This is a genomic window from Acidovorax sp. GW823-FHT02H02, from assembly GCF_058797075.1.
Genome location: NZ_JBXAJH010000003.1, coordinates 328,321 through 348,508, shown reverse-complemented (window position 1 = coordinate 348,508; position 20,188 = coordinate 328,321). Strand labels below are relative to the sequence as shown.

At 67.6% G+C, this 20,188-nt stretch carries 16 protein-coding genes; 9 read left to right on the top strand and 7 right to left on the bottom strand.

All coding sequences use genetic code 11. The annotated features are described in order from the left end of the window. Nucleotides 1–6: 6 nt before the first annotated feature. Nucleotides 7–1,395, bottom strand: a complete 1,389-nt coding sequence (locus AC1RDS_RS05225; protein WP_492226703.1) for a phosphomannomutase/phosphoglucomutase — start codon at nucleotides 1,393–1,395, stop codon at nucleotides 7–9. A 134-nt stretch (nucleotides 1,396–1,529) separates the two neighbouring features. On the opposite strand from AC1RDS_RS05225, the gene AC1RDS_RS05220 reads away from it, so the two are divergent. The 4 genes from AC1RDS_RS05220 to AC1RDS_RS05205 all read left to right on the top strand — a co-directional run bounded on the left by AC1RDS_RS05220 (nucleotide 1,530) and on the right by AC1RDS_RS05205 (nucleotide 7,940). After that, a complete protein-coding gene (locus AC1RDS_RS05220) occupies nucleotides 1,530–3,113 on the top strand; it encodes a DNA-3-methyladenine glycosylase 2 family protein (protein ID WP_092698975.1) in 1,584 nt (527 codons plus the stop codon). Between the two features lie 61 nt (nucleotides 3,114–3,174). After that, nucleotides 3,175–3,705: a methylated-DNA--[protein]-cysteine S-methyltransferase gene (locus AC1RDS_RS05215; protein ID WP_092698973.1), complete on the top strand. Its 531-nt coding sequence runs from the start codon at nucleotides 3,175–3,177 to the stop codon at nucleotides 3,703–3,705. Then, nucleotides 3,702–4,628, top strand: coding sequence for a DMT family transporter (locus AC1RDS_RS05210; protein ID WP_092698926.1), 927 nt, complete (start codon nucleotides 3,702–3,704; stop codon nucleotides 4,626–4,628). The genes AC1RDS_RS05215 and AC1RDS_RS05210 overlap by 4 nt, the downstream gene beginning before the upstream one ends. A 9-nt stretch (nucleotides 4,629–4,637) precedes the next feature. Then, the gene (locus AC1RDS_RS05205) at nucleotides 4,638–7,940 is read left to right on the top strand and encodes a sensor domain-containing protein (RefSeq protein ID WP_348682625.1); all 3,303 of its coding nucleotides are present in this window, start codon (nucleotides 4,638–4,640) and stop codon (nucleotides 7,938–7,940) included. A gap of 76 nt (nucleotides 7,941–8,016) precedes the next feature. Here the strand turns inward: AC1RDS_RS05205 and AC1RDS_RS05200 are convergent, their stop codons facing one another. From AC1RDS_RS05200 to AC1RDS_RS05185, 4 genes are all read right to left on the bottom strand, one after another. After that, nucleotides 8,017–9,912: a propionate--CoA ligase gene (locus tag AC1RDS_RS05200; protein ID WP_348682623.1), complete on the bottom strand. Its 1,896-nt coding sequence runs from the start codon at nucleotides 9,910–9,912 to the stop codon at nucleotides 8,017–8,019. 180 nt (nucleotides 9,913–10,092) lie between these two features. Next, a complete protein-coding gene (locus tag AC1RDS_RS05195; RefSeq protein ID WP_287877959.1) occupies nucleotides 10,093–10,698 on the bottom strand; it encodes an isochorismatase family protein in 606 nt (201 codons plus the stop codon). Nucleotides 10,699–10,722: 24 nt separating this feature from the next. Then, the gene (locus tag AC1RDS_RS05190) at nucleotides 10,723–11,670 is read right to left on the bottom strand and encodes a ribose-phosphate diphosphokinase (protein WP_348682621.1); all 948 of its coding nucleotides are present in this window, start codon (nucleotides 11,668–11,670) and stop codon (nucleotides 10,723–10,725) included. A 2-nt stretch (nucleotides 11,671–11,672) separates the two neighbouring features. Further along, complete coding sequence (locus AC1RDS_RS05185; protein WP_348682645.1) at nucleotides 11,673–13,241, bottom strand: thymidine phosphorylase family protein; 1,569 nt, start codon at nucleotides 13,239–13,241, stop codon at nucleotides 11,673–11,675. A gap of 147 nt (nucleotides 13,242–13,388) precedes the next feature. Between AC1RDS_RS05185 and AC1RDS_RS05180 the strand changes: the two genes are divergently transcribed. Beyond that, entirely contained in the window at nucleotides 13,389–13,952 is a 564-nt protein-coding gene (locus AC1RDS_RS05180) for a C40 family peptidase (RefSeq protein ID WP_287878001.1), read from the top strand. Between the two features lie 38 nt (nucleotides 13,953–13,990). Here the strand turns inward: AC1RDS_RS05180 and AC1RDS_RS05175 are convergent, their stop codons facing one another. Then, nucleotides 13,991–14,362 (bottom strand): hypothetical protein, encoded by a 372-nt coding sequence (locus AC1RDS_RS05175; protein ID WP_492226702.1) that lies wholly within the window; start codon nucleotides 14,360–14,362, stop codon nucleotides 13,991–13,993. 244 nt (nucleotides 14,363–14,606) lie between these two features. On the opposite strand from AC1RDS_RS05175, the gene AC1RDS_RS05170 reads away from it, so the two are divergent. The 4 genes from AC1RDS_RS05170 to AC1RDS_RS05155 all read left to right on the top strand — a co-directional run bounded on the left by AC1RDS_RS05170 (nucleotide 14,607) and on the right by AC1RDS_RS05155 (nucleotide 18,953). After that, nucleotides 14,607–14,858, top strand: a complete 252-nt coding sequence (locus AC1RDS_RS05170) for a GlsB/YeaQ/YmgE family stress response membrane protein (protein ID WP_287877956.1) — start codon at nucleotides 14,607–14,609, stop codon at nucleotides 14,856–14,858. Nucleotides 14,859–14,872: 14 nt separating this feature from the next. Beyond that, complete coding sequence (locus AC1RDS_RS05165; protein WP_287877955.1) at nucleotides 14,873–15,367, top strand: hypothetical protein; 495 nt, start codon at nucleotides 14,873–14,875, stop codon at nucleotides 15,365–15,367. A gap of 152 nt (nucleotides 15,368–15,519) precedes the next feature. Further along, nucleotides 15,520–18,351, top strand: a complete 2,832-nt coding sequence (locus tag AC1RDS_RS05160) for a DEAD/DEAH box helicase (RefSeq protein WP_348682619.1) — start codon at nucleotides 15,520–15,522, stop codon at nucleotides 18,349–18,351. 107 nt (nucleotides 18,352–18,458) lie between these two features. Beyond that, nucleotides 18,459–18,953, top strand: coding sequence for an EVE domain-containing protein (locus AC1RDS_RS05155; protein WP_348682617.1), 495 nt, complete (start codon nucleotides 18,459–18,461; stop codon nucleotides 18,951–18,953). Between the two features lie 37 nt (nucleotides 18,954–18,990). Here the strand turns inward: AC1RDS_RS05155 and AC1RDS_RS05150 are convergent, their stop codons facing one another. Beyond that, a complete protein-coding gene (locus AC1RDS_RS05150; protein ID WP_348682616.1) occupies nucleotides 18,991–19,986 on the bottom strand; it encodes a class I SAM-dependent methyltransferase in 996 nt (331 codons plus the stop codon). Between the last annotated feature and the right edge of the window lie 202 nt (nucleotides 19,987–20,188).

Sequence of the window (20,188 nt, the reverse complement as noted above, 5' to 3'; positions counted from 1 at the left end):
TTCACTTCAGTGCGCCGCGCTGCCCACCTGGGCATCGGGCTTTACACGGTGCAGCAGGGCCAGCATGGCCGCCTCGATGCGGGCCAGCGCCTCGGGCGTGTGGCCCTCGAAGCGCAGCACCAGTACAGGCGTGGTGTTGCTGGCGCGGATCAGGCCAAAGCCATCGGGCCAGTCCACCCGCAGGCCATCAATGGTGTTGATCTGCGCCGGGGCCGCAAAGCTCTCGGCGGCCAGTGCCTGCAGCTCGGCCGTCAGACGGTGCGGCTCGCCTTCGGCGCAGGCCACGTTGAGCTCGGGCGTGCTGAAGCTGGTGGGCAGGCCGTTGAGCACGGCGCCCGGGTCGGCGCTGCGCGAAAGGATTTCGAGCAGGCGGCAGCCGGCGTAGGTACCGTCGTCAAAGCCGAACCAGCGCTCCTTGAAGAAGATATGGCCGCTCATCTCGCCGCCCAGGGGCGAACTGAGCTCTTTCATGCGCGCCTTGATCAGCGAGTGGCCTGTTTTGTACATCACCGGCTGGCCGCCTGCGGCGGCAATGGCCGGCGCCAGGCGCTGGGTGCATTTCACGTCGAACAGGATGGGCGCGCCCGGCACGCGGCTGAGCACATCCTGCGCGAACAGCATCATCTGGCGGTCGGGGAAGATATTGGAGCCATCGCGCGTGACGATGCCCAGCCGGTCGCCGTCGCCGTCGAAGGCCAGGCCCAGTTCGGCGTCGCCGGCCTGCAGGGCGGCAATCAGGTCGCGCAGGTTTTCGGGTTTGCTGGGGTCGGGGTGGTGGTTGGGGAAGTTGCCGTCCACCTCGGAAAACAGTTCGGTCACCTCGCAGCCCAGCGCGCGGAAGATGGCCGGGGCCGAGGCGCCGGCAATGCCGTTGCCGCAATCGACCACGATCTTCAGGGGGCGGGCCAGCTTCACATCGCCAGTGATGCGCTGCGCATAGGCCGGCAGCACATCCACATGGCGCACGCTGCCGCCGGGCAGCAGCTGCCAGCTCTCGGCCTCCATGGTGTGGCGCAGGGCCTGGATTTCGTCGCCATAGATGGCACGGCCGTTCAGCACCATCTTGAAGCCGTTGTAATCGCGCGGGTTGTGGCTGCCCGTGACCTGGATGCCGCTGGCGCACAGCGTGCTGGCCGCGAAATACAGGAGCGGCGTGGTGACCAGGCCCACGTCGATCACCTCGATGCCGGCCTCCACCAGGCCGCGTACCAGGGCGCTGCTGATGGTCGGGCCGGACAGCCGGCCATCGCGCCCCACGGCCACCGTGGTCTGGCCTTCGGCCCGCGCCGCGGTGCCAAAGGCCCGGCCCAGGCCCAGGGCCACTTCTTCATTCAGGGTGGAGGGGACGATGCCGCGGATGTCGTAGGCCTTGAAGATGGCAGGTGTGGGTTGCACGGGAGGGTCTTTCGCTGGGAGAGAGGTCGAATGTTCGCTGCATTGTAGGGGTGCCCTCACCACCGCCCTTGCATTGCAGGCACAGGTCCGAAAACGGCCAGTTCGGCTGGCGCGGCAGGCCTATCATGGCCCCCATGACCTTGCCCGTACCACGCCCCGCCACACCGGCCGACACCCTGATCGATCCATCGATCGACCTGCCGGCCGATGACGGCTGCTACCGCGCCCTGCAGGCCCGGGATGCGCGCTTTGACGGGCGGTTTTTCACCGGTGTCACATCCACCGGCATCTATTGCCGCCCGGTCTGCGCCGTGCGCACGCCGCGGCGCGAAAACTGCCGCTTCTTCACGCTGGCCGCACAGGCCGAGCGTGCGGGTTTTCGGCCCTGCCTGCGCTGCCGGCCCGAGCTGGCACCCCAGGCGCTGGTGTGGTCGGTGCAGGACGCCAGCGGCATCCTGGTGCAGCAGGCCGTGCGGCTGCTCGATGCCCCCGAGGCCTGGTCCACGGGCGATGAGCGCGGCGCCACGGTGGCGCGGCTGGCCGCCCGCCTGGGCGTGAGCGACCGGCACCTGCGCCGTATCTTCGAAGCGGCCCTGGGGGTGTCGCCGCTGCAATACCTGCAGACGCGGCGGCTGCTGACGGCCAAGCAGCTGCTGACCGACACGCCCATGCCTGTCACCCAGGTGGCCCTGGCCAGCGGTTTTGCCAGCGTGCGCCGTTTCAATGCCGCCTTTGCCGGGCACTATGGCCTGAACCCGACCCAGTTGCGTCGTGGCGGCGTCCGGCCCGCGGGCGAGTCCACAGACGTGGCAGTGGCCACGCTGCGGCTGGCCTACCGACCGCCGCTGGATGTGCCGGCCCTGCTGGATTTTTTTTCCCGCCGCCAGTTCCTCGGCGTGGAATGGGCGGGCGACGCCGCCACTCCGGTGCTGCGCCGCACGGTGCGCCTGCAAAGCCAGGGCGCTGCCGGGCCACAGGCGCATTGCGGCTGGCTGGACGCCCGCTTCGACCCCGCCCGCCACCAGGTGCTGGTGCAGACCAGCGACAGCCTGTACCCCGTGCTGCCGCAGGTGATACGCCGTGTGCGCGCCATGCTCGACCTGGACGCCGAACCGGCGGCCATCAACGCCGTGCTCCACCCCTTTTTCCCCGAGGGCGATGGCTTGCGCGTGCCCGGCGCCTTCGATGGCTTCGAGCTGGCCGTGCGCGCCGTGCTGGGCCAGCAGATCACCGTGGCGGCCGCGCGCACGCTCGGGCAGCGGCTGGTGGAGCGCTTTGGCGAGCCCATCGCCACGCCCTGGCCCGAACTCACCCGGCTGTTTCCTGCCCCTGCGGTGCTGGCGCAGGCGACCGGCGAGGCGCTGGGGCAGCTGGGCATCGTGCGCCAGCGCCAGGCAGCCATCGTGGCGCTGGCACAGGCGGTGGATGCAGGCCAGCTGCTGCTGCAGGGCGGCGCGGATGTGGCCACCACCACGGCGGCGCTGTGCGCCCTGCCCGGCATCGGCGACTGGACGGCGCAGTACATCGCCATGCGCGTGTTGCGCTGGCCCGATGCGTTTCCGGCCGGCGACGTGGCCCTGCAAAAGGCCATGGGCGTGCAGGCCCAGCCCCAGCCGGCCCGCGCGGCCGCCCAAGCCTCGCGGGCCTGGCAACCCTGGCGCAGCTATGCCGTGGTGCGTGCCTGGGCGGCGGGCAGTCATGCGAATGCTATTAAATAAATAGCTATTAACGCTTATTCCGCAAGCGATTGATGATAATTTCACCTAAACTCTTATGACCATGCAATTTCACCCCGCTACCGTGCAGACCCGCACCGATACCCCCTTGGGCACCGTGCGGCTGGCCGCCTCGCCCCAGGGCCTGGCCGGCCTGTGGTTTGATGGCCAGCGCCATCTGCCCGCGCAACTCGACGGGCCCCATGCCTGGCCGCAAGACCCGCAGCACCCGGTGCTGGTGGCGGCTGTCGACCAACTGCAGCAGTACCTGCGCGGTGAGCGCACCCGGTTTGAGTTGCCGCTCGACCTGACGGGCGGCACACCGTTCCAGCAGGATGTATGGCGTGCGCTGCTGTCCATTGGTTGCGGCCGCACCACCAGCTACGGCGCGCTCAGCCAGCAGCTGGGCCGCCCGGCCGCCGTGCGCGCCGTGGGGGCCGCCGTGGGGCGCAACCCCGTCAGCGTGGTGGTGCCCTGCCACCGGGTGCTGGGCAAGGATGGCGCCCTCACGGGCTACGCCGGCGGCCTGGACCGCAAGAGCGCGCTGCTGCAGCTGGAGGGCGCTGCGCTGCGTCCGGCGCAGGCGCTGGCATGAGCGCGCCGGCCACCCAACCCGTTTCGGCCTGGCTGGGCGAGTTCCTGCTGCTGGCGGCCCTGTGGGGGGCGTCGTTTCTGTTCATGCGGCTGGGGGCGTCCGAATTCGGGCCGCTGCCCACGGCCGGGCTGCGCGTGCTGCTGGCCACGGTGTTCCTCTGGCCCCTCCTGCTGTACCAGGGCCAGTGGCCGCAGCTGCGCCGGCACTGGAAGCCGGTGCTGCTATCGGGCGTGGTCAATTCCGCCATCCCGTTCGCCCTGTATTCCTGGGCGGTGCTGCACATCACCACGGGGCTGGCCTCGATTCTCAACGCCACAGTGCCGCTGTTTGGCGCCCTGGTCGCATGGGTCTGGCTGGGCGACCGCATCAACCGCCTGCGCTGGCTGGGCCTGGGCATCGGTTTCGTGGGCGTGGCGCTGCTGGCATGGCGTGCACCAGGGGGCGCTGGCATCCAATCGGATGCAGCACCCTGGGCCATTGCCGCCTGCCTGGGGGCCACCACCTGCTATGCCGTGGCCGCCAGCTTTGCCCGGCGCTACCTGGCAGGGGTGCCGCCACTGGCTGCAGCCACGGGCAGCCAGCTCGGGGCGGCGCTGGGGCTGTTCGTGCCCATGCTGTGGTTCTGGCCCGCCACCATGCCAGGGCTGCGCGCCTGGGCGGCCATCGTGGCCATCGCCATCCTCTGCACGGGTATTGCCTACATCCTCTACTTTCGCCTCATCGCCCACGCCGGCCCCAGCCGCGCGCTGGCCGTGACGTTTCTGGCGCCGGTGTTTGCCCTGGTGTACGGCGCGGTGTTCCTGCATGAGGACATCACGCCCTGGATGATCGGCTGCGGGCTGGTCATCGTGTGCGGAACCATGTTGTCCACCGGCCTGATCGGGGCCGCACGCGCCCCCGCGCAGGCCGCGAAACGGACCTAAACTCGGCGCATGGATCTTGCGCCAGCCCCCCAGGACAGCCTAGCCACCTTGCAGCAGGCCAACCAGCACCTGCGCCAGCGCGAACAGCAGATGAGCCTGGCGTTGGATGCCCTGGGCGGCGGGCACTGGGAATGGGACATCCGGCGCCAGAAGCTGGCATGCCATGGGCGCTTCTATGCCGCCTTCGGCATGGATGCCACCGACACCGACGATGCCTGGGACCGCTGGCACGCCCGGCGGCACCCCGACGATGCCGCGCGCCTTGCCGACAAGATAGCGCGTGCCATGCGCGGGCAACTGGACACCTACGAGGCCGAGTTCCGTGTTCTCGACACGGCGGGCCGTTGGCGCTGGGTCATCTCGCGGGGCCTGGTGGGCGAACGCGATGCCACCGGCCACCCCCTCACCTTGCTGGGCATGGCCGTGGACGTCACGGCCCAGCACGATGTCGAAGACGCGCTGCGCGCATCGGAAGCCCGATACACCACCATCTACCAGACCTTGCCCGACCCCGCGGGCATCTCGCGGATATCGGACGGGCGCTATCTCGACGTGAATCCGGCGTTTTGCGAACTGCTCGGTGCAGAGCGCAGCGCTGTACTGGGGCGCACGTCTGCCGAACTCAACATCTGGGCGTCGAGCCAGGAGCGCGCGCGCATGCTGGCCACCTACCAGCGCGAGGGCAAGGTGGACCGCCTGCCCATGGTGGCGCAGCGCCAGGGTGTGCGCGTGCCGGGCCTGATGTCGGCCCGGCCCATCGTGGTGGACGGGGAAAACTGTTTCCTGTTTGTCTTTCACGACATGACAGAGGCGCAGCGCACCAGCGATGAGCTGCGGGCGCTCAACAATCTGCTGCAGCAGGCCGGCCGCATGGCGCGCCTGGGCGCCTGGGAGAACACGCGCGGCAAGGGCACGGGTTATTGGTCGGAGATCTGCTGCGAAATCCACGGCCTGCCCCCCGGCACCCTGCCGCCGAAGGACTATATCCAGCAGTTCGTGGCGCCCGCCTGGCAGGAGAGCCTGCGCAGCAAGATGCGCGACTGCTTCGCGCACCAGGCCGCATGGAGCCTGGTGCACAAAATCATCCGTGCCGATGGCCGCCAGGCCTGGGTGAGCGCCAGTGGCGAGCCGGTGCTGCAAGATGGCAAGGTCATCGGCATGCGCGGTGTGGTACAGGACATCGATGCGGCCAAGCGTTCCGAACAGCAGCTGCGCCAGTCCGAAGACCGGTTCTCGCGCATCTTCCGCCTCATGCCCTACCCCATGGGCATGACGCGCCAAAGCGACGGTGCCTATGTGGAAGTGAACCCTGCGTGGGAGCAATTGCTGGGCTTCACGCGTGCGCAGGCGGTGGGCAGCTCGGCCGTCAAACTGGGTATTTTCCAGGCGCAGGAACGCGCCCGCCTGATAGAGGCGATCCGGCAGACCGGCCAGATCAACGCCTTCGAGGTCAAGATGCGCACGCGCACCGGTGAGGAGCACACGGCACTGCAGTCGATGCTTGCCACGGAGTTCGATGGCCAGGCTTGCTGGCTGTTTGCGCTGCAGGACATCACCGATCGCAAACGCAGCGAAGAGCAGGTGCGCGAACGCGAGGCGCTGCTGTCGCTCACCCTCTCGGCCGCTGCGCTGGGCCTGTGGGACTGGGATCTGCAGACCGGCATGGTCAGCGGCGACGCGCGCTGGCGCGAGCTGCGCGGCGTGACTTCCTACGATGCCGGGGCGCCGGCCGTGCACTGGACGACGGCGGTGGCCGCCGATGCGCTACCCGGCATTGCGGCGGAAGTGGCGCGCCATTGCGCCCACCCGGCCACCCCGTTCGATGCCACCTGGAAAGTGATGCGGCCCCAGCAAACCGCCCGCTGGATCCGCAACCTGGGCAAGATCATCGGCCACGACGGTGCCGGCACACCTGCGCGCATGCTCGGCGTCACCATTGACGTCACGCCACAGCGCGAGCAGGAAGAGCTGCTGCAGAGGCTGGCCCATTACGACGCCCTGACGGGCCTGCCCAACCGCGTTCTGCTGGCCCACCGGCTGCAGGACAGCATGGCCCAGGCCCGGGCGCACGGCACCCAGCTGGGGGTGGCCTACCTGGACCTGGATGGCTTCAAACCCGTCAACGACCGCCTGGGCCACGGTGCGGGCGACCGATTGCTGGTGGTGGTGGCGGGCCGGCTCGCGCGTGCGCTGCGCCCGCAAGATTGCGTGGCCCGACTGGGCGGTGACGAATTCGCCATCCTCCTGCCGGGCCTGGCCTCGCACACCGATGGCGAACGCTTGCTGCAACGCCTGATGGAAAGCATTTCCTCGCCCTACACGCTCGATACCGAGCGGGTGGCCGTGACAGCCAGCATCGGCTACACCATGTTTCCCTCGGACGATGCGGACGCCGACACCCTGCTGCGCCATGCGGACCAGGCCATGTATGCCGCCAAGCAGGCGGGGCGCAACCGGTTTCACCAGTTCGACGCGGCCCAGGAGCGCGCCCGGCGTGAGCAGCGCGAACAGGGCCTGCGTCTGCGCGAGGCGCTGGCACAGGCGCAATTCGTGCTGTTTCTGCAGCCCAAGGTGGTCATGCAGACGGGTCAGGTGGTGGGGGCCGAGGTGCTGGCACGCTGGCAGCACCCCGAACGCGGCCTGCTGCCTCCCGCCGCCTTTTTGCCACTGCTGGACGGCACCCCGCTGGAAATCGACTTTGGTGAGTGGGTGGTGGAAGCGGCACTGGCGCAGCTGGAACGCCTGCTGGATGCGGGTCTGGCCATACCCGTGAGCATCAACATCTCGGCCCAGCAACTGCAGCACCCCGGTTTTGCTGCCTGGATGGTGCAGTGCCTGGCCCGACATCCCCGGTTGGCGCCCAGGCTGGTCGAGCTGGAAATCACCGAAAGTGCGGCGCTGTACGATCTGCCCGCCGTCGCTGCGACGCTGGCCGAACTGCGCGCGCTGGACGTGGCCATCTCGCTCGATGACTTCGGCACCGGCTATTCATCGCTCACCTACCTGCGCCGCCTGCCCATGGACACGCTGAAGATCGACCAGAGCTTCGTGCGGGGCATGATGGCCGATCCGGGGGACCGGGCCATCGTGCAGGGGGTAATCGGCCTGGCCCAGTCGTTTGGCTACCAGGTGGTCGCCGAGGGCGTGGAAACCAAAGCCCAGGGCCAGTTGCTGCTGCAACTCGGCTGTGCCCATGCCCAGGGCAATTGCATTGCGCACCCCATGCCCATCGATGCCTTCATCGAATGGGCCAACCGCTGGCAGCCGCCCGCCGAGTGGCAGCGTCAGAACTCGGAGGATTATTTGCTATAGAAACGGCTGCAGCGCTTGATCATCAAGCGCTTGCAGCTATTTTTTGATAGCTTCTGCACCCCATCGGGCACAAGGTTCAGGAGCCCACCAGGTCTTTCACCTGCTGCAACGCTGCCGGGTCGTCCATGGTGGTCAGGTCGCCCGGGTCGCGGCGCTCGGCCACGGCCTGCAGAGCGCGGCGCAGCAGCTTGCCGCTGCGCGTCTTGGGCAGCACCGTCACGAAGTACACGCGCGCGGGGCGGGCCACGGCGCCCAGCTGGCTGTCCACCTGCTTCATCACCTCGCCTTCGAGCTTCAGGCGCGCGGCGTCGTCCACCAGACCCGAAGCATCGCGCGGCACGGCAAAGGCCATGGCCACCTGGCCCTTGAGGCTGTCGGCCACGCCCACCACGGCCACTTCGGCGATGTTGGGGTGCGACGAGATGGATTCCTCGATCTCGCGCGTGCCCAGGCGGTGCCCGGCCACGTTGATCACGTCGTCGGTGCGGCCCAGGATGAAGTGGTAGCCATCGGCATCGCGGATGCCCCAGTCAAAGGTGCTGTAGATCAGGCGGCCGGGAATGCTCTTCCAGTAGGTGTTGACGAAGCGCTCATCGTCGCGCCACACGGTCTGCATGCAACCGGGCGGCAGTGGGCCTTCGATGGCCACCACGCCCTTCTGGTTGGGGGCGGTCAATTCTTCGCCGTTGGATTCATCGATCAGCTTGACGTTGTAGCCATACATGGCCTTGCCGGGGCTGCCAAAGCGGGTGGTCTGCTGCTCCACGCCGTTGGCCAGCGTGAGGATGGGCCAGCCGGTCTCGGTCTGCCAGTAGTTGTCGATGATGGGCACCGAGAGCGCGTCGCTGATCCACTGGGCCGTGGGTTCGTCCAGCGGCTCGCCGGCCAGCCACAGGGCCTTGAGGGTGGAGACGTCGTATTTCTGCAGCCACGAGGCGTCGTGCTTTTTCAGCACGCGCACCGCCGTGGGGGCCGAGAACATGTGCGTGACCTTGTATTTTTCGACAATGCTCCACCACACGCCCGCGTCGGGCCGCGTGGGCAGCCCCTCGTACATGATGGTGGTCATGCCGGCGATCAGCGGGCCGTAGATGATGTAGCTGTGCCCCACCACCCAGCCGATGTCGCTGGTGGCAAAGTAGGTCTGGCCGGCCTGGGCATCAAAAATGTGCTTCATGCTGGCGGCCAGCGCCACGGTGTAGCCGCCGGTGTCGCGCTGCACGCCCTTGGGCTTGCCGGTGGTGCCGCTGGTGTAGAGCGTGTAGCTGGGGTGGGTGGATTCCACCCACTCGCAGGGCACGGCGGCGTTCAGGTGCTGCGCGCGCAGCGCCGCCCAGTCGTGGTCGCGGCCGGCGCGCATGGCCATGGGTGCCAGGCCCCGGTCCACCATGAGCACGGCGGTGGGCTTGTGCTTGGACAGCGCGATCGCTTCATCCAGCAGCGGCTTGTAGGGCACGCTCTTGCCGCCGCGCGAGCCGGCATCGGCGCTGACGATGGCCACGGGTTCGGCATCCTCGATGCGCGAAGCCAGCGAACCCGAGGCAAAACCGCCAAACACCACCGAATGCAGTGCACCGATGCGCACGCAGGCCAGCATGGCAAAGGCGGCCTCGGCGATCATGGGCATGTAGATGAGCACGCGGTCGCCCTTCTTCACCCCCAGGCTCTGCAGCACGGCGGCCATGCGCTGCACTTCGGCATGCAGTTCGGCAAAGCTGTAGCTGCGCTCGGTATCGGTTTCGGTGGAGATGGCCACCAGCGCCGGCTGGCTGGCGCGGTCCTTGAGGTGGCGGTCGATCGCGTTGTGGCACAGGTTGGTGGTGCCGCCGACAAACCACTTCGCAAACGGCGGGTTGCTGTAGTCGCAGATCTGCCGGGGTGGCGTCTGCCAGTCAATCAGCTCGGCCTGCTCGGCCCAGAAGGTGTCGCGTTGGTCGATGGACTGGCGGTAAAAGTCGGCATAGCTGGGCATGGGGAGTCTCCTCGGCATCTCTCGCCCTGCAGGGGCTGCAGGTTTTGAATTCATAATTATTCATGACGGGCTTGCGGGAAGCTGACGCACAAACGAAATCAATACGCTATTTATTGGATAGCTAGCAGCGCCTGCTGTATCAACGCAGGAGGCCCAGAAGAGGCTGAAAGATCAGCCGCCCTATTTCACCAGCGCCAGAACGTCCTTGAACACCGGGTTCTCGCAGCTGCGCAGCCACTCAAACGCCACCATCTCGGTGGTCACCAGCTCGGCACCCGCACCGGCCAGCCGGTCGAAAGCGGCATCGCGGTTGCGCTCGGTGCGCGAGCTGCAGGCGTCGGTCACCACCCACACTTCGAACTCGTCCTCGATCAGGTCCAGCGCGGTCTGCAGCAGGCACACATGGGCCTCGCAGCCGGCGATGACGATGGTTCCGCGCTCGGGCGTCTGTTGGGCAGGTTTTTGCAGATGACGCGGCAGGCTGCGGGCATTGCCGCCCTGCTGGGGCTTGGCGGGTGGACGCAGCCATTCGCCCAGGCCTTCTTCGGCGGCGCTGAAGTGCATCTTGGCCAGCGTGTTCTGGCACAGGGCGCGCAGCGCAGTGTCGTTGCCACCCAGGCGCGATGGGTTCTGCTCGGTGCCCCACACGGGCACCTCCATGAGCCGGGCCACCTGGGCCAGGCGCAGCGCATTGGCCAGCACGGCGGGGCCTTCAAAGATGGCCGGCATCAGGCGTTCCTGGTAGTCCACCAGAACGAGTTGGGATTCAGAGGCGTCGAGCAGCATGGTGTCCTTCAGAAACGGGCCAGTTCACGGCAAAGGCGCTGATTGTCGCAGCCCGCCTCGGCGCTGCAGCAGCGACCGGAGCGCCTGCGCCAGGGGTTCGGCCATGGCCACGGCGTTGCTGGCATGGGGAATGCAGTCGGTGCTCCAAACCTCGCCTGCACCGGCGTCGTTCAGCGCCTGCAGGGCATCGCCGGCAAACAGGGCATGGGTGACGGCCACGTCCACCGACGCCGCCCCTGCCGCCCGCAGCAGCCGGGTGGCCAGCGCCAGGGTGCGGCCGGTGCTGGCCATGTCGTCGAGCAGCACCACGGCGCGCCCTGCGGCGGCGATGGGTGGCAGCTCGATCGTGACATCCCGGTCACCGTGGCGCACCTTGGTGCAGACCGCGTGGTCAAAGCCATGGCGCGCGGCGGCCTGGGCTATCCACTGGGCCGATTCGCCATCGGGCCCGACCAGCAAGGCGTGCGGGCGCCGCTGGGCGATCAGGTCGGACAGCGGCTCGGCCCCGCTGAGCGCGATGGCATCGGGCACGGCCATCGCCTCCTGCAGTGTCGCCACCCGGTGCAGGTGCGGATCGACCGTGATGGCGGCATCCACCAGCCCGGCCAGAAACCCGCCCACCACCTGCTGGCTGACCACCTCGCCGGGCGCGAAGGCAATGTCCTGCCGCATATAGGCCAGGTAGGGTGCCACCAGCGTGATGTGCCGTGCGCCCAGGGTGCGCGCAGCGCGGGCTGCCAGCAGCAGCTCGACCAGTTTCTCGTTGGGATCGTGCAGGCTGCGCAGCAGCACTACCCGGGGCGGCAGGCGCCCTGCCCCGTCCACCGGCAGCCGCAATTTGAGCTCGCCATCGGGGAAGCGGTGGCGCTCGATCATCTTCACGGGCAATTGCGCAGCCTGGGCCAGTCGCCCGGCGGCATCGGTTTCATCATCGAAATGCAGCAGGCAGGCCTGCAATGGGTCAGCCAACATGGTCAGAACTCCACAAATACCTGGGGCACGGCGTCGGCAGCGCCCAGCCGGTAGCCAATGTCCCGGACACTGGCCTGCCGGGCAAACTCCAGGTCGGCGGGGTAGCCGGCATGCACGCGGTACAGCACATCGCCCTGCGCCACCGTGGCGCCCAGCTTGTGCAACAGGTCCACGCCCGCGCCCTGCACCTTGGGTGCGCCCGCCAGCCGGGCCACACGGGCGATCTGGAAGTTGTCGATGCCCACCACGGTGCCGCTGGCGGGTGCGCAGACCTCGAAGGTCAGTGGCCCCAGCTGCGGATGCAGGTGATCGAATCCCTTGCTGCCCTGCGCGGCGATGATCTCTTCCATGCGCCGCAGGGCCCGGCCCGAATCGAGAATGTCGCGCGCAATGGCGTAGCCGTCGCCGCCGCGCACGTCGGGGTCGCATTCGATCAGGCGACCCGCCAGCCGCAAGGATTTCTGCCGCAGGTCGTTGGGCGCATCGGGGTCGTTTTGCAGCACACGCATGACGTCGCGCGCCTCCAGCACCGGACCGATGCCGTTGCCCACGGGCTGGCGCCCGTCGGTGATGACCACGTCCAGCGACAGGCCCATGCGCCGCGCCACATATTCAAACAGGCGGCGCAAGCGCTGCGCCTCGGGCATGGAGCGCACCTTGGCCGTGGGGCCGATGGGAATATCGAGCACCAGGTGGGTGGCGCCGGCGGCCACCTTCTTGGACAGGATGGAGGCCACCATCTGCCCGGCCGAATCGATGGACAGCGGGCGCTCCACCGAAATCAGCACATCGTCGGCCGGCGAAAGATTGGCCGTGCCACCCCAGGCAAGGCAGCCGCGGTAGTCGCGCACGATATCGGCCAGCTGCTCGGACGGCAGCTCCACCTTGGCCAGCACCTCCATGGTGTCGGCCGTGCCGGCCGGCGAGGTGATGGCGCGTGACGATGTCTTGGGGCACAACATTCCATGGGCCGCCACGATGGGCACCACCAGCATGGTCGTGCGATTGCCGGGGATGCCGCCGATGCAGTGCTTGTCCACCACCAGCGGTTCATGCCAGTCGAGCCGTCGGCCGCTGGCCACCATGGCGTCGGTCAGGAAGAACACCTCTTCGCGGTCGAGCTCATCGCGGTGGCAGGCCACGACAAAGGCCGTCAGCTCGATCTTGGAATAGTGGTGGCCCGCAATGTCGCGCACGATGGCCGCGTAATCCGCCCGCGTCAGGCGCTCGCCAGAAATCTTGCGAAACAGCGCCCCCATGGACTCGGGCGGCTCGGCCTGCGTGACCGACACGGTGTGGCCGTTTTCCACATCCAGCTGGGCAAAGGCGTCTTCTGACAGGCCCAGCTCATGGCAGCCCACGATGGCGGTGTCGTCCACCACGTTCACGGTGGCCAGGATGTGGCGGCCATTGGCGCGCACCTCGATCTTGGACAGCGCCTGAAAGCCCTCGGCCCGGTACATCGCGCAATCGCGGTGCAGGTAGGCAACGTTTTCGTGCCAGGTGTCGATGGCCACGCGGCGCAGGGCGAGTTGGGATGGAATCTGGGTGGAAACGGGCGCAGCAGGCATGTCCCGGGGTTCGCTGGTCTCGATATGCATGGACAGCAGCCTACACCGTAAATGCCGCCGCCGAAACGGGAAAACGATTCAAATCAACAACTTGCGCAGAACACCCGATTCCTGGCCTGTAAGAAAAGCGTGTTACTCTCCGCACCCATGTCCCGTTGGTTCATCGCCTTACTCCTCACCGTTGCCTCTGCCGCCCAAGCTGCCCCTGCAGCGGCATCCCCCGAAGATATCGAGCGTTTTCTGGCCGATAAAGGCCTGCTGACCCAGCTCGATGACGTGCGCCATTCCGTGGCAGACAAAGCCCATGTGGTCGCCGACCGCACCGCAGATCTGCTCAGCAACGCCATGGGATTCATTGGCGTACCCTATCGCCGCGGTGGCACCAGTGCGGCAACCGGCTTTGACTGCAGCGGCTTCGTGCTCGCCGTCTACGAGAAAACCGTGGGCAAGATCCTGCCCCGCAGGGCCGATGAGCAGGCTGCCAGCACCCAGGTGATCGATAAAAAGGAACTGCAGCCCGGCGATCTGGTGTTCTTCAACACCATGCGCCGCGCCTTCAGCCATGTGGGTATCTATGTGGGCGACGGCAAGTTCATCCACTCGCCCCGCACCGGCAGCGAAGTGCGGGTCGAAGACATGCGCCAGTCCTACTGGCAACGCCGGTTCGACGGGGCCCGCCGGGTCACCGCGGAAGCAAAAAACCAGCCCTGAGCTTTACAGCGCTGCAAGCCTCTGCGGCCTCACCCTGGTCAGGGTTTCACAGTGACCGTTTCAGTGCTTCGAATGGGTCCACCCGTGATATTGACGGGTCCCTTGTCGGGGTTGCTGCGCATGGCGCGGGCGTCGGCCATGTCCTGCTGGTAACGCGACCGTGCCTCGGCTTCACAGCCCTTGCGTTCCTTGCCTGGGGGCATGGCCTTGCATTCTTCCAGACTGACCTTCAAGCCACCACCGGCTTCCCGGATGGCCGACTGGTAGCGTTGCTGGGCCGTGGTGTCGGGCACGGCACCCCGCATCAGCGATGCCTCATCCCTACCTTGGGCCCAAACCGGTACCGACAACACACCTGCAACCGCACAGACTGTTGCAGCCAGCAGGCCTGACACCGAATGGTTTTTCATCTGATTTCCTTTCGAGTTCATCCGAAGAGGCCAATTTAGGAGCGGGGCACAGGCGCCACCATAGGTCGGCTCCCGGGCAAGGCGCAGGTGCCGAGCGCGCCCGGGTGTCGGACAATGCCCACATGCATGGGCCTTGCCTGCCCTGGGGGCTTCTCGCCATTGCGCCAACACAAGGCCCTGTCTGACACACGCGCCAGGGTCATTTGGCATACATTGGCCCCCATCTTTGCTACCAGGTGCCGCCATGCTGTCAATCCTCGGAACCCTCATCGTCGGACTCGTCGTTGGCTTCATCGCGCGGGCGGTCAAGCCGGGCGACGACAAGCTTGGCTGGATCATGACCGCCTTGCTGGGCGTGGCCGGCTCGTTTCTCGCCAGTTACGTGGGGACGGCCATGGGCTGGTACCAGCTTGGCGCCGCTGCAGGCTGGATTGCCTCGGTGGTGGGCGCGGTGGTATTGCTGGTGATCTACGGCCTGTTCAAAGGCAAGACCTGATCGCAGGCCAGCCCATGGCAAGCGCCCGGCAAATGGCCGCAGGCAACCCCGAACTGGCGGCGGCCGTGCAGCGCAGCCGCCGCCTGCTGCACCGCCGCGCCCTGGTGGCAGCGGTGGCCAGCACAGTGCCGGTGCCAGGGCTGGACTGGGCGGTAGATGCCGCCCTGCTCTCGCAGCTGCTGCCGCAAGTCAATGCCCAGTTTGGGCTCACGCCTGCGCAACTCGACCAGCTCGACCCGCACCAGCGCGAGCAGGTGCAAAAAGCGGTCACGCTGGTCGGGTCCGTGCTGATCGGCAAATTCATCACCAAGGAACTGGTGCTGCGCGCCACCCGAGCGGTGGGCCTGCGCCTCACGACACGGCAGCTGGCCAAGTATGTACCGCTGGCAGGCCAGGCGGTGGCCGCCACCGTGGGCTACACCACCTTGCGCTACCTGGGGGAGCAGCACCTGCGCGATTGCGTGCAGGTGGTGCAACGGGCCCAGTTGAGGTTGCCGGTACCGCGCTGATTGCTCCTTAAAAAGTAGCTGCTTGTGCCTATGCAATAAAGGAAAGCAGCGGTGTCATCAGATTTCCCATCAGAGCCTGCGCCGTGCGCGTTACACCGCAAGCCGGCGCCCCTTTTCCTGCAGCGCCCCTGTCCAAGGCAAAATTCCGGCCCATGGCTTCCGCTGGTGACAAGATTCCCTCCCCCAAGCGCCCAGCACCGGCATTGCGTGAGCAGGGGGTGGCAATGTGGCTTGAGGCCCTGCGCAGCCACGCCGATACGGCAGCGCTGCAGCGGCTCCCGCCGCTGGCCGATGCGGACGCGGCCCGCGTCATGGCCTTGCTGCGGCAGGACGGCGCCGCCTTGCCCCCGGCCCGCCCCGCAGAGCCAGCGCAGACAGCCGCAGCAGAACCAGGCCAGTTTCGCCCCCGGCTGACGCTGCAGACCCTGGGCCGGGGCGAGGGCCTGCTGGGCCTGCAACCGCACGGAAAGCTCGGCCCGCGCAGCGGCAGCATCACCCTCGCATGCATTGACTGGACCTACCGCACCCCAAGTGGTGCCGCCTGGCAGACACCCGCACCCACCACCGTGCTCAACAGCCGCCCGGCGCTGGAAGAAGCGCTTTACGACACCGGCGGCCCCGTGGTGCGCCTGCAGCGCAACCTGGCCGCCGAGGCCGACGCCATGGACCGCGTGTGGGACCTGGGCCTGATCCCCGTCGATGCGCGCAAGCTGCAGTGGCGCCACCACGCTGCCGCCAGCAGCCTCGGCCCCGTGTGGACGCTGGCGCAGGAATCCCACTTTGGCGACTTCTGGGCCGAACAGATCCCCCGGCTGCGCGCCGAAGGCTGGAGCGTGGTGGTCCACCCCGGCTTTGCGCACGAAAGCGTGCCCGTGCAGCGCTGGAAGCTGCTGATCGCCGCCGACACCGGTGAGCTGCTGGGCAAGGAAGTGGACGGGTCTCTGGCCCCGCGCGAGCGCCCCGTGCAAAAACTCATGCTGCCCGAGCGCGAGGGGGCCTGGCTGCTCAGCCTGGGCATCGAGATCGATGGGCAGACGCTGGACCTGGCCCCCCTGCTGGCCGACCTGCTGCGCCGCGACGCACGCTGGCTCAACGCCCGGCAGATGGCGGCCCTCGACGAAATCGCCATCATCTCGCTGCGCGCACCCGGCGGGCAACGCATCGACGCGCCCGCCGGGCCGCTCAAGGCCATCGTGGGGGCCATGGTCGATCTGCTGACCGACCCGACACGCAACCAGCGCAAGGAAGGCGATCCGCTGCACCTGGGTGCGTGGGAGGTCCGCCGCATCGAGGCCCTGCGTGCCGCTCTGGTGCAGGCCCACCGCGTGGGCACGGTCAATGGCTGGAACAACGACTGGCAGCTGCAGGGCGATGCGGGCCTGGCGCAGCTTGCCAAGCGCCTGCGCTCTATCGGCACGCCACAGCCGGTGGCCGCCCCGCAGGGCCTGCAGGTGCAGCTGCGCCCCTATCAACTGGAAGGCCTGGCCTGGCTGCAATACCTGCGCGAACAAGGCCTGGGTGGCATCCTGGCCGACGACATGGGCCTGGGCAAAACCGCGCAGGCCCTGGCCCATGTGCTCACCGAAAAGGAAGCGGGGCGCCTCACCCGCCCGGCCCTGGTGGTGCTGCCCACCTCGCTGCTCTTCAACTGGCAAGCCGAGGCCGCGCGCATGGCTCCGGGCCTGCGCGTGCTCAGCCTGCATGGCCCCGATCGCGGCCAGCGCTACCTGCAGATCGCCCAGCACGATCTGGTGCTCACCACCTACCCGCTGCTCTGGCGCGATGTGGACGCGCTGGCCACCCAGCCGTTCCACCTGCTGATCCTGGACGAGGCGCAGATGGTGAAGAACGCCGGCAGCCGCAGCGCCCGCGCCCTGCGCAAGCTGCAGGCCCCGCACTTGCTGTGCCTGACGGGCACGCCGCTGGAAAACCACCTGGGCGAGCTGTGGGCGCAGTTCGACTTTTTGATGCCGGGCTTTCTGGGCGACGTGCGCAGCTTCAACGCCCGCTGGCGCAAGCCCATCGAGGAGAACGGCGAAACCCTGCGCGCCCAGCTGCTGTCGCAGCGCGTGCGCCCCTTCATCCTGCGCCGCCGCAAGCAGGACGTGGCCACCGAACTGCCGCCGCGCACCGAAACCATCCTGCGCGTGCAGCTCCAAGGCCAGCAGCGCGAGCTGTACGAGGCCGTGCGCACCACGGCCGACCAGCAGGTGCGCCGCGTGCTGGCACGGCAGAGCTTCGAAGGCGCGCAGATCACCATCCTGGACGCCTTGCTCAAGCTGCGCCAGGTCTGCTGCGACCCCCGCCTTGTGAAGGGAGCGAAAGTCCAGCCCGGCACCGAACGCGCCAAGCTGGAGCTGCTGGCCGACCTGCTGCCCGCCCTGGTCGATGAAGGGCGCCGCGTGCTGGTGTTCTCGCAGTTCACCGAAATGCTCACGCTGGCGGCCGAGCTGCTCGATACCCTGGCCCTGCCCTACCTCACCCTCACCGGCCAGACACCGCCGCGCCAGCGGGGCGCAGTCGTCAGGAGCTTTCAGGCGCAGGACGATGCCAGCGCCCCCATACTGCTTGCCAGCCTCAAGGCCGGCGGCGTGGGCCTGAACCTCACGGCGGCGGATACGGTGATCCACCTCGACCCCTGGTGGAACCCCGCCGTGGCAGAACAGGCCACCGCCCGCGCCCACCGCATCGGGCAAAACCAGCCCGTGTTCGTTTACCAACTGGTGGTGCAAGGCAGCATCGAAGAACGCATGCTGGAGCTGCAGGCCCGCAAGGCCGCGCTGGTCCAGGGTGTGCTGGGGCATGACGCCGAGGGCGCGGTCAAATTCAGCGAGGCCGACCTGCACGCACTGCTGGCGCCACTGACCGAACCCGCCAGCAACCCGCTGGCCATACCGGGCGAGGACACGCGGCGCTGGGGCGGTACGGGCCAACGGCTGCCCCGGCCCATGCAACCCCAGGATTTGAGTGATTTTGGCCACTAACGCAGGATGAACAGGCGCTAACAGCTATCAAATATGAAGCAAATGAAACATACGGCACGCCACCCGCACAAGAACCAGCCCGCCATCGCCTTTGCCACAATGGCGCCATGACCGCACCGCCCATCGCTCCAGCCCGCCTCCAGCGCTACTGGCTGATGAAATCCGAGCCCGAAGAATGCTCCATCGATGATGCCCTGGCCGCGCCCCATGCCACTGTGCCGTGGACCGGCGTGCGCAACTACCAGGCCCGCAACTTCATGCGCGACGAGATGCAGGTGGGTGACGGCGTGCTGTTCTACCACTCCAGTTGCCCCGAGCCCGGCATCGCCGGCATTGCGCGCGTGGCCAGCGGCACGCGGCCTGACCCCACGCAGTTCGACCCGGTATCGCCGTATTACGACCCCAAATCCTTGGCGGACAAGCCCCGCTGGCTGCTGCTGGATGTGCAGGCACTGCGCAAGACGCGCCTCGTCAGCCTGGCGGATCTGCGCAGCACGCCGGCGCTGGCGGGCATGCGCGTGCTGCAAAAAGGCAGCCGCCTGTCCATCACGCCGGTGGAGTCCGAAGAGTGGTGCGAGATTACCGAACGACTGCTGGCCTGACTCAGCCCGGCGAGACCTGCGCACCCGTGCTCGCAGATCAAATGGGTGGCTGCGCAGGCAGCGCGCTGGAGCCCGCCAGCTCCGGCAGCGTGTACACCAGCACTTTCAGCGCCCTGCCCTCGTCCACATCGGCAAACACCGCCGGATTGGCCACGCGTTCCACCAACGCCAGCTCTGGCGCCAGCGCACGCATCTGATCGTGCAAGAAATCCACGCCCAGCTCGGGCGCATTCAGGCACAGCAGCGCGTGGCCGCCCGGTGCCAACAGGTCGGGCAGGCGGCGCATCAGGCGGGCGTAGTCCTTGGTGGCCACGAAGCTGCCTTTTTGGTAGCTGGGCGGGTCCACGATCACCAGGCCATAGGGCCCGCTGCGAGTGATCTTGCCCCAGCTGCTGAAAATGTCGTGCGGCAAAAAGGCGGCACCCGTGCTGATGCCGTTGAGCTGGTGGTTCTGCTGCCCGATGGCGATGGCGCCGTGGCTCATGTCCACGTTGACCACATTCTTGGCCCCCGCCTGCAATGCCACCACCGAAAACGCGCAGGTATAGGCAAACAGGTTGAGCACCTTGAGGCCATAGCGGTCGGCGCTGCGCGCGGCGGCGTAGTCGCGTACCCAGCGGCGGCCCTCGGCCATGTCGAGAAACAGGCCGTGGTTCTGGCCGCGCAGCACATGCACCTTGAATTGGCTGCCCTGTTCGGTCACGACATGCGGCTCTGGCACGCTGCCGGCCATGAGCCGCGTTTCGGTGCGACCCTGGGTGCGCAGCGCCTCATTGCGGCACTGGAACACCCAGTTCAGCGGCTGGCCGGGCGCCAGCGCATCCCAGCGCCGTGCCAGCGCGGCGCCGATGGCGAACAGCTGCGCCTCGGTCTCATCGCCCGCCGGCAAAAAACTGGTGAGCACGAACACGGGCGGATAGGCATCCAGCGTCCACTGCTCGCAGCCGGGGTGCATGCCGCCCCGGCCATGGAAGATGCGCTGGGCGTCGGTAGGGAGCTGCATCTGGGCGATGGCATCGAGCAAGGCTTGCATGGTGGTGGTGTGTTTACGGCAGCATAGGCAGATCCACCCGTGCTGCCTTTGTTTTGCTGAGCCTGTTGTTGCTTGAGGCGCTGGGCGGTTTCCAGATACGCGCCCCGAAAGCCTTGTAGTTGCTCAGCGGGCTGGATGGCAATGACGTGATCGACTGACGAAGAACTGTTCGCTCTATAGATGAGCCATGATTGTCACCGCT

Bases quoted from the DNA above. Each gene is read 5' to 3' on its own strand.
- AC1RDS_RS05180 (WP_287878001.1), top strand. From the start codon at position 13,389: ATGTCCCGTTGGTTCATCGCCTTACTCCTCACCGTTGCCTCTGCCGCC.
- AC1RDS_RS05150 (WP_348682616.1), bottom strand. From the start codon at position 19,986: ATGCAAGCCTTGCTCGATGCCATCGCCCAGATGCAGCTCCCTACCGAC.
- AC1RDS_RS05215 (WP_092698973.1), top strand. From the start codon at position 3,175: ATGCAATTTCACCCCGCTACCGTGCAGACCCGCACCGATACCCCCTTG.
- AC1RDS_RS05170 (WP_287877956.1), top strand. From the start codon at position 14,607: ATGCTGTCAATCCTCGGAACCCTCATCGTCGGACTCGTCGTTGGCTTC.
- AC1RDS_RS05165 (WP_287877955.1), top strand. From the start codon at position 14,873: ATGGCAAGCGCCCGGCAAATGGCCGCAGGCAACCCCGAACTGGCGGCG.
- AC1RDS_RS05195 (WP_287877959.1), bottom strand. From the start codon at position 10,698: ATGCTGCTCGACGCCTCTGAATCCCAACTCGTTCTGGTGGACTACCAG.
- AC1RDS_RS05155 (WP_348682617.1), top strand. From the start codon at position 18,459: ATGACCGCACCGCCCATCGCTCCAGCCCGCCTCCAGCGCTACTGGCTG.
- AC1RDS_RS05220 (WP_092698975.1), top strand. From the start codon at position 1,530: ATGACCTTGCCCGTACCACGCCCCGCCACACCGGCCGACACCCTGATC.
- AC1RDS_RS05205 (WP_348682625.1), top strand. From the start codon at position 4,638: ATGGATCTTGCGCCAGCCCCCCAGGACAGCCTAGCCACCTTGCAGCAG.
- AC1RDS_RS05185 (WP_348682645.1), bottom strand. From the start codon at position 13,241: ATGCCTGCTGCGCCCGTTTCCACCCAGATTCCATCCCAACTCGCCCTG.
- AC1RDS_RS05190 (WP_348682621.1), bottom strand. From the start codon at position 11,670: ATGTTGGCTGACCCATTGCAGGCCTGCCTGCTGCATTTCGATGATGAA.
- AC1RDS_RS05175 (WP_492226702.1), bottom strand. From the start codon at position 14,362: ATGAAAAACCATTCGGTGTCAGGCCTGCTGGCTGCAACAGTCTGTGCG.
- AC1RDS_RS05200 (WP_348682623.1), bottom strand. From the start codon at position 9,912: ATGCCCAGCTATGCCGACTTTTACCGCCAGTCCATCGACCAACGCGAC.
- AC1RDS_RS05160 (WP_348682619.1), top strand. From the start codon at position 15,520: ATGGCTTCCGCTGGTGACAAGATTCCCTCCCCCAAGCGCCCAGCACCG.
- AC1RDS_RS05210 (WP_092698926.1), top strand. From the start codon at position 3,702: ATGAGCGCGCCGGCCACCCAACCCGTTTCGGCCTGGCTGGGCGAGTTC.